Genomic DNA, 6,659 nt, shown 5'->3' on the forward strand with positions numbered 1-6,659 from the left:
CCGGATCCGGACCCGACGGCGGCGCGGTGCTCAGTGCAGTTCGGCGCCGGTGGACTGCCGGACCTGGTCCTCGCTGACGCCGGGGGCGGTCTCCACGAGCACCAGGCGGGGGAACTCGCCGGTCTTGTCCACGTCGATCACCGCCAGGTCGGTGATGATGCGGTCGACCACGCCCTTGCCGGTGAGCGGCAGGTCGCACTCGGCGAGGATCTTCGGGGTGCCGTCCTTGGCCGTGTGGTCCATCAGCACGATGACCGTGCCCGCGCCGTGGACCAGGTCCATGGCCCCGCCCATGCCCTTGACCATCTTGCCCGGCACCATCCAGTTGGCCAGGTCGCCGTTCTGGGCCACCTGCATCCCGCCGAGGACGGCCACGTCGATCTTGCCGCCGCGGATCATCCCGAACGACGTGGCGGAGTCGAAGAACGAGGCCCCCGGGTTCACGGTGACGGTCTCCTTGCCGGCGTTGATCAGGTCCGGGTCCACCTGGTCCTCCGCGGGGTAGGGCCCCACGCCGAGGATCCCGTTCTCGGACTGGAGGACGACGGTGCGGCCGTCCGGGATGTGGTTGGGGATCAGGGTCGGCATGCCGATGCCCAGGTTCACGTAGGCCCCGTCCGGCAGTTCCTGGGCGGCCCGGGCGGCCATCTGGTCACGGGTCCAGCCCTGCAGCCGGGTCTGGGTGCTCTGTTCGGTGCTCATCAGGCGTCCTTGTCCGTCGTGGAGGCGGTCCGCACGGTCCGCTTCTCGATTCGCTTCTCGATGTCCTGGCCGACCTCCACGACCCGGTGCACGTACACCCCGGGCAGGTGGACCTGGTCGGGGTCGATCTCCCCGGGCTCGACCAGGCGCTCGACCTGGGCGATGCAGACCTTGCCGGACATCGCCGCCGGTGGGGCGAACTGCCGCGTGGCCTTGTTGAACACGAGGTTGCCGTGCCGGTCGCCGACGGCGGCGTGGACCAGCGCGTAGTCGGTGACGATCGACTCCTCGAGGGCGTACTGCTTCTCCCCCGTGCCGCCCAGGTCGAAGGTCCGGATGTCCTTGGGATCGGAGGACTTCGCCACGGTGCCGTCGGGATTGTACTTCATCGGCAGGCCGCCCTCGGCGACCTGGGTGCCGACCCCGGAACGGGTGAAGAAGGCGGGGATCCCCGCTCCCCCGGCCCGCAGCTTCTCCGCCAGGGTCCCCTGCGGCACCAGCTCGACCTCCAGCTCGCCCTCCAGGTACTGGCGGGCGAACTCCTTGTTCTCCCCCACGTAGGAGGAGGTCATCTTGGAGATCCGGCCGGCGCCGAGCAGGATGCCCAGGCCCCAGCCGTCCACGCCGCAATTGTTCGACACGATCGACAGGTCGCCGGCACCCTGCTCCAGCAGGGCCTCGATCAGCTGGATCGGGTTGCCGGACAGGCCGAAGCCGCCCACGGCGAGCGACGCGCCGTCCGGGATGTCGGCGACGGCCTCGGCAGCCGAGGCCACAGTCTTGTCCAGGGTCATGGTGCAGTTCTCCTTCTGAAGGGGGAGCTCCGTTGCTCCGGTGCCGGTGATTGCGGTTCTCAGCCGTCGGGTGGCAGAGCCGTCAGTGGGCGGTCCAGCCGCCGTCCATGGTGTACGACCCGCCGGTGACCATGCCGGCGGCATCGGAGGCCAGCCAGGTCGCCAGGGACCCGACCTCCTCCGGCTGGGTGAGCCGCTTGATGGCCGAGTCGGTGAGCATGATCTTCTCGACCACCTCGTCCTCGCCGATGCCGTGGGTGCGGGCCTGGTCCGCGATCTGCTTCTCCACCAGGGCGGTGCGGACATAACCGGGGTTGATGCAGTTGGAGGTGACCCCGTGCGGGCCTCCCTCCAGGGCCGTGACCTTGGACAGGCCCTCGAGGCCGTGCTTGGCGGCCACGTAGGCGCTCTTGAACGGCGAGGCCCGCAGCCCGTGGGCGGAGGAGATGTTGATGATCCGGCCCCAGCCGCGCTCGTACATGCCGGGCAGGACCGCGCGGATCAGCAGGAACGGCGACTCGAGCATCAGCCGGTGCATGAACCGCCAGTTCTCCGGGTCGAATTCGTGGATCGGGGACACCCGCTGGATGCCGGCGTTGTTGACGAGGATGTCCGTGTCCAGGTCCAGCCCGTCGAGGGCGGCGGTGTCGGACAGGTCCGAGACCCACGCCTCACCGCCCACCTCGGCGGCGAGGGCCTCGGCGGCCTCCGCGTTCATGTCGGCGACGGTCACGGTGGCGCCGGCCGCGGCGAAGGCGCGCACGCACGCCTCACCGATGCCCGACGCCCCGCCGGTGACCACGGCGCGCCGGCCGGCCAGCGCGCCGTCGGCGATCACGCTCCCGGCCCTGCTCGGTTCCGGTGCTGTGTTCTGTTCGGTCATGGTCGGGCTGCCTTCCTGCGGACGGTGTTCAGGGGTGTTCACGGGTGGTCGGACGGGATCAGCGGCTCAGCAGCAGGGCTTCGCCCTGGCCGCCGCCACCGCAGAGGGCGACGCTGGCCCGGCCGGTCCCCCGGCGGGAGAGTTCCAGTGCCGCGGTGAGCGCCAGCCGGGCACCGGAGGCGCCGATGGGGTGCCCGAGGGCGATGGCCCCGCCGTGGATGTTGGTCTTCTCCAGCGGGTAGCCGAGCTTGTCCAGCGAGTGCACGATGATCGAGCCGAAGGCCTCGTTGACCTCGAGGAAGTCGAGGTCATCCGTCGTCCACCCGGCCTTGGCCAGCGCCGCGGAGACGGCATTGGCGGGCTTGTCGTGCAGGGAGGAGTCCTCGGGTCCGGCCACCTGACCGGGGGCGCCGATGGTCGCCAGGATCTGCAGGCCCTTCTCCTCGGCGTAGGCGCGGGAGGTGACCACCACCGCGGCGGCGCCGTCGGAGATCGGCGAGGAGTTGCCGGCCGTGATGGTGCCGTCCTTGGCGAACGCCGGCTTCAGGGCGCCCAGGGACTCCACGGTGGTCTCCGCACGGACCCCCTCGTCCTGTGAGACGACGAGCGGATCACCCTTGCGCTGCGGGATCTCGATCGGGGCGATCTCCGCGTCGAAGACCCCTTCGGCCTGGGCGCGGGCGGCCCGCTGGTGCGAGGCCGCGGCGGCCTCGTCCTGCGGGGCCCGGCCGATCGTCCGCTCGGCGTTGCCCGCCTCGGTGAGCTCGCCCATCGCCTCATGGCTCAGGGCGTCGGTGAGGCCGTCGTGCGCCACGGAGTCCTGGACCGTCGTCGGACCGTACTTGTACCCCTTGCGGCCGCCCATCAGCAGGTGCGGTGCGTTGGTCATGGACTCCTGGCCACCGGCCACCACGACGCTCGCCTCGCCCAGCCGGATGAGCCTGGAGGCGTCGATCACGGCGGTGAGCCCGGACAGGCAGACCTTGTTGATGGTGGTTGCGGGGACCTCCCAGCCGATCCCGGCAGCCAGCGAGGACTGCCGGGCCGGGTTCTGGCCCTGGCCGGCCTGGATCACCTGTCCCATGATGACGCTGTCCACGTCCGCCGCCGCGACCCCCGAACGCTCCAGGGCGTGACGGATGGCGTGGGCGCCGAGGTCCACGGCGGACAGCGAGGCCTGCTGCGACAGCAGCCGGGTGAAGGGGGTGCGGGCCCCTCCGACGATCACGGCGTCCTGGGGTGAGGGGGTCGACGGTGTGGTGGTCATGGGATGCTCCTCTCCGGGCGATGCCCGGCACTGGATGTGAATATGGTCTCAGGTGATGACGCGCGTCACCAGCGGGCCGCGGTGCGGACCGGACCGGCTCAGAACGCGCCGGTGAAGGACACCACCGTGGTCAGCACCGCGACGGTGATGACGGGGATCACCAGGGTCACCATGCCGATGTCCTTGTAGGACTGGCGGTGGGTCATGCCGCAGACGAGCAGCAGGGTGACCACGGCACCGGAGTGCGGCAGGGTGTCCAGGCCACCGGCGGCCATGGCGGTGAGCCGGTGCATGGCCTCGAGGCTGACGCCCTGGTCCACGGCCATGTCCCGCAGCTGCTCACCGAAGGCGTTCAGGGCGATCGTCATGCCGCCCGAGGACGAACCGGTGATCGCGGCGGTGATGGAGGTGGACGCCACGGAGGTGACGAGGGCGTTGCCGCCCATGTTGAACACGGAGTCCCGCAGGACGGCGAAGGCGGCCACGGAGGCGACGACCGCGCCGTAACCCACCTCGGAGCCCGTGGAGAAGATCGGCAGCATGGCGCCCTTGGCGCCGTCGTAGAAGCCCTTCTTCAGTGCGGTGGCATGGCGGAGGTTGAGCGCGACGATCAGCAGCACGGCGGCGGTCAGGCCGACGGTCACGGCCCAGATCCCGGCGCGGGCCGAGAGGGTGACCCCACCGAACTTCTCCTCGTTGAGGTAGTCCCAGTTCAGGGCCGGGAAGATGAACAGGGTGCAGGCGAAGTTGACGGCGACCACCATCAGCAGCGGCAGGAACGGCACCACGGCGTTCGGCGGGGTCAGCAGGGCCGCGGAGGTGGGAGCGGCATCCGGGTTGGACTCGGTGTCCACCGCGGAGTTCTTCCGGTCCTCGTCCACGACCGCAGCCCCCGGACCGACGCCCTTGCCGTGGGAGACAGAGCCACCGGCGGTGGCCGTGGTCGCGCCGTGCTCGCGGTCGATGGCGTCCAGGGTGTCCGCGAAGTGCTCGCCCTTGGCCATCAGGGTCCGGCGGCGGTACTCCAGCCAGAGCAGGCCCAGGCCGCCGATCATCAGGGTGCCGATGAGGCCGATGCCGGGGGCGGCGAAGCCGTCGGTGCCGAAGAACTGGCCGGGGATGAGGTTCTGGACCTGCGGGGAGCCGGGCAGGGCGGTCATGGTGAAGGTGAAGATGCCCAGGGCGATGGTGCCCGGGATCAGCCGCTTCGGGATGTCCGCCATCCGGAAGAGCTCGCGGGCCAGCGGGAACATCACGAAGGCCACCACGAACAGGCTGATGCCGCCGTAGGTCATCAGCGCCGAGGTGACCACGGTGGCCAGCAGCGCGCTGCGGGCGCCGATCACGCGGGTCACCGAGCGGGCGATGGACTCCGCGTACCCGGTGGCGGTCATCAGCAGGCCGAAGATGGCCCCGAGCAGGAACACCGGGAAGTAGTTCATGACGAAGTTCGCCAGGGCCGGCATGAAGATCTCGGTGTAGGAGGCCAGGATGGGCGCCCCGGAGAAGACCAGGGCCACCACCGAGGCGATGGGTGCGGCGATGATGACCGGCATGCCCCGGTAGGCCAGCGTGATCAGCAGGGCCAGGGACAGGATGATGCCAAGAATCCCCAGGAGCATAGGAGAACCTCTCGAACGTGGGGTCACCGGCCCGGTGGGGCGGTGTCCCGCGACTGACGGAAACGGTGCGGTGTGATCTCGGTCACGCATGTGACGAGGACGACATCCACCAGCATGGCCCGACCGCCGTGACGCGCGCTACGTAGAGGAGTTCAACAGTTCGTTCCGTGTTTCGTAGCCCGCTACAACCGCTCGTCACCGGGTCGAGGCCGTGTCCCCCGGTGGGCCGCGAGCGCCCAGGACGCCTCGATGAGCGTCTCCAGTTCGTGCACGTTCCCCCCGGTGAGCTCCTGGTACCTCTTGAGCCGGTAGCGCAGGGTGTTGACGTGCACCGGGATCGAGGCGGCGGCCAGCGGGATGCTCATCCCGTGGTCCAGGTACGCGGCCAGCGACTCCAGGATGAGCTCGCCGAAGGATCCCTCCTCGAGCACGGGGGCCACGTGCCGGGCGTGGAGCAGTTCCGTGGCCTCCGGACTGGTGAGGATGCCCATGCGCCAGGAGAGCCGGTCCGCGTCCACGGCACCCTCCCAGCCCACCCGGCGCGCGGCCTCCAGGACCCGGGTGGCGCCGTCGAAGGACTCCCGCAGGTCCGCCAGGGGTACCGGCGGGCCCAGCGCGATGGTGCCCCCGGCCTCGGCAGGCACCGGGCCGGCGTCGCCGGTGAGGATCCCGACGGCGCCCTCGCCGCGGGGAGCGGCCAGGGCGCGCGCCCCGGCCCGTTCGGCCCAGTCCTGCAACCGGGTGACGGGGTCCCCGGTGGTCCCGGGCGCGACCTCGGCGCGGACCGCCCGCACCGGCTCGTCCAGGGGGAGCTCGAAGGTGGCGGCTCCGCTGTGCAGCTGCGTCCGGTCCAGGACCCCCACGACGGCGTCCCGGATCCACTGCGTGCGGCGGGAGGAGTCCGCCACGGCCTGGGCGATGGAGCGGTCCCGGTAGACCACGACCGCCTGGGTGGTGAAGGCGTCCCCGAGTGACCACAGCAGGGTGCTGAAGGTCAGCGCGGCGTCCGCGGCGACGCCGTGACGCGGGGCGAGGTCGAGCAGGTGGCGCAGGATCACGGACATGGACAGGCGGAACCCGGCCAGCACGCTAACGATGGACACCCCCTGGCCCATGCGCTCCTCCATGAGGGTGCGCGGTTCGTCGATCTGGTCGGGATCCGGGGCGCGACCGTCCAGGATGGTGCGGATGCTCAGGGCCCGGTTGCGCCGGGCCGAGGCGAGGAGGGACTCGGTGGGCACGTCCTCGTAACCCGGGACCGAGTCCCGCAGGACCCGGACGGTCTCCTCGAGGATGGCGTCATCGCCGCCCAGGGATTCGACGAGCGCCCGCACGGCGGTCTGGTCCACGCCCGGATCAGCCTCGGCTCTGCGCCTCGGTCGATCCCTCGG

The 6,659-nt window shown here is 70.8% G+C and carries 6 protein-coding genes; all 6 read right to left on the reverse strand.

The window, feature by feature from the left end; translation table 11 throughout:
* Positions 1-30: 30 nt before the first annotated feature.
* Complete coding sequence (locus Q0283_RS13060; protein ID WP_298045048.1) at positions 31-702, reverse strand: CoA transferase subunit B; 672 nt, start codon at positions 700-702, stop codon at positions 31-33.
* Positions 702-1,496, reverse strand: a complete 795-nt coding sequence (locus Q0283_RS13065; RefSeq protein WP_010144275.1) for a CoA transferase subunit A — start codon at positions 1,494-1,496, stop codon at positions 702-704. The genes Q0283_RS13060 and Q0283_RS13065 overlap by 1 nt, the downstream gene beginning before the upstream one ends.
* 82 nt (positions 1,497-1,578) lie before the next feature.
* Positions 1,579-2,379: a 3-hydroxybutyrate dehydrogenase gene (locus Q0283_RS13070; RefSeq protein WP_298045050.1), complete on the reverse strand. Its 801-nt coding sequence runs from the start codon at positions 2,377-2,379 to the stop codon at positions 1,579-1,581.
* Between the two features lie 58 nt (positions 2,380-2,437).
* The gene (locus Q0283_RS13075; RefSeq protein WP_298045051.1) at positions 2,438-3,646 is read right to left on the reverse strand and encodes an acetyl-CoA C-acetyltransferase; all 1,209 of its coding nucleotides are present in this window, start codon (positions 3,644-3,646) and stop codon (positions 2,438-2,440) included.
* 98 nt (positions 3,647-3,744) lie between these two features.
* Complete coding sequence (locus Q0283_RS13080) at positions 3,745-5,268, reverse strand: GntP family permease (RefSeq protein ID WP_298045053.1); 1,524 nt, start codon at positions 5,266-5,268, stop codon at positions 3,745-3,747.
* A 182-nt stretch (positions 5,269-5,450) separates the two neighbouring features.
* On the reverse strand, positions 5,451-6,659 hold a 1,209-nt coding region (locus Q0283_RS13085), incomplete at its 5' end, for a CdaR family transcriptional regulator (protein ID WP_298045054.1).

This window comes from uncultured Citricoccus sp., from assembly GCF_937871995.1.
Classification (GTDB): Bacteria; Actinomycetota; Actinomycetes; order Actinomycetales; family Micrococcaceae; genus Citricoccus.

Bases quoted from the DNA above. Each gene is read 5' to 3' on its own strand.
- Q0283_RS13060 (WP_298045048.1), bottom strand. From the start codon at position 702: ATGAGCACCGAACAGAGCACCCAGACCCGGCTGCAGGGCTGGACCCGT.
- Q0283_RS13070 (WP_298045050.1), bottom strand. From the start codon at position 2,379: ATGACCGAACAGAACACAGCACCGGAACCGAGCAGGGCCGGGAGCGTG.
- Q0283_RS13065 (WP_010144275.1), bottom strand. From the start codon at position 1,496: ATGACCCTGGACAAGACTGTGGCCTCGGCTGCCGAGGCCGTCGCCGAC.
- Q0283_RS13080 (WP_298045053.1), bottom strand. From the start codon at position 5,268: ATGCTCCTGGGGATTCTTGGCATCATCCTGTCCCTGGCCCTGCTGATC.
- Q0283_RS13075 (WP_298045051.1), bottom strand. From the start codon at position 3,646: ATGACCACCACACCGTCGACCCCCTCACCCCAGGACGCCGTGATCGTC.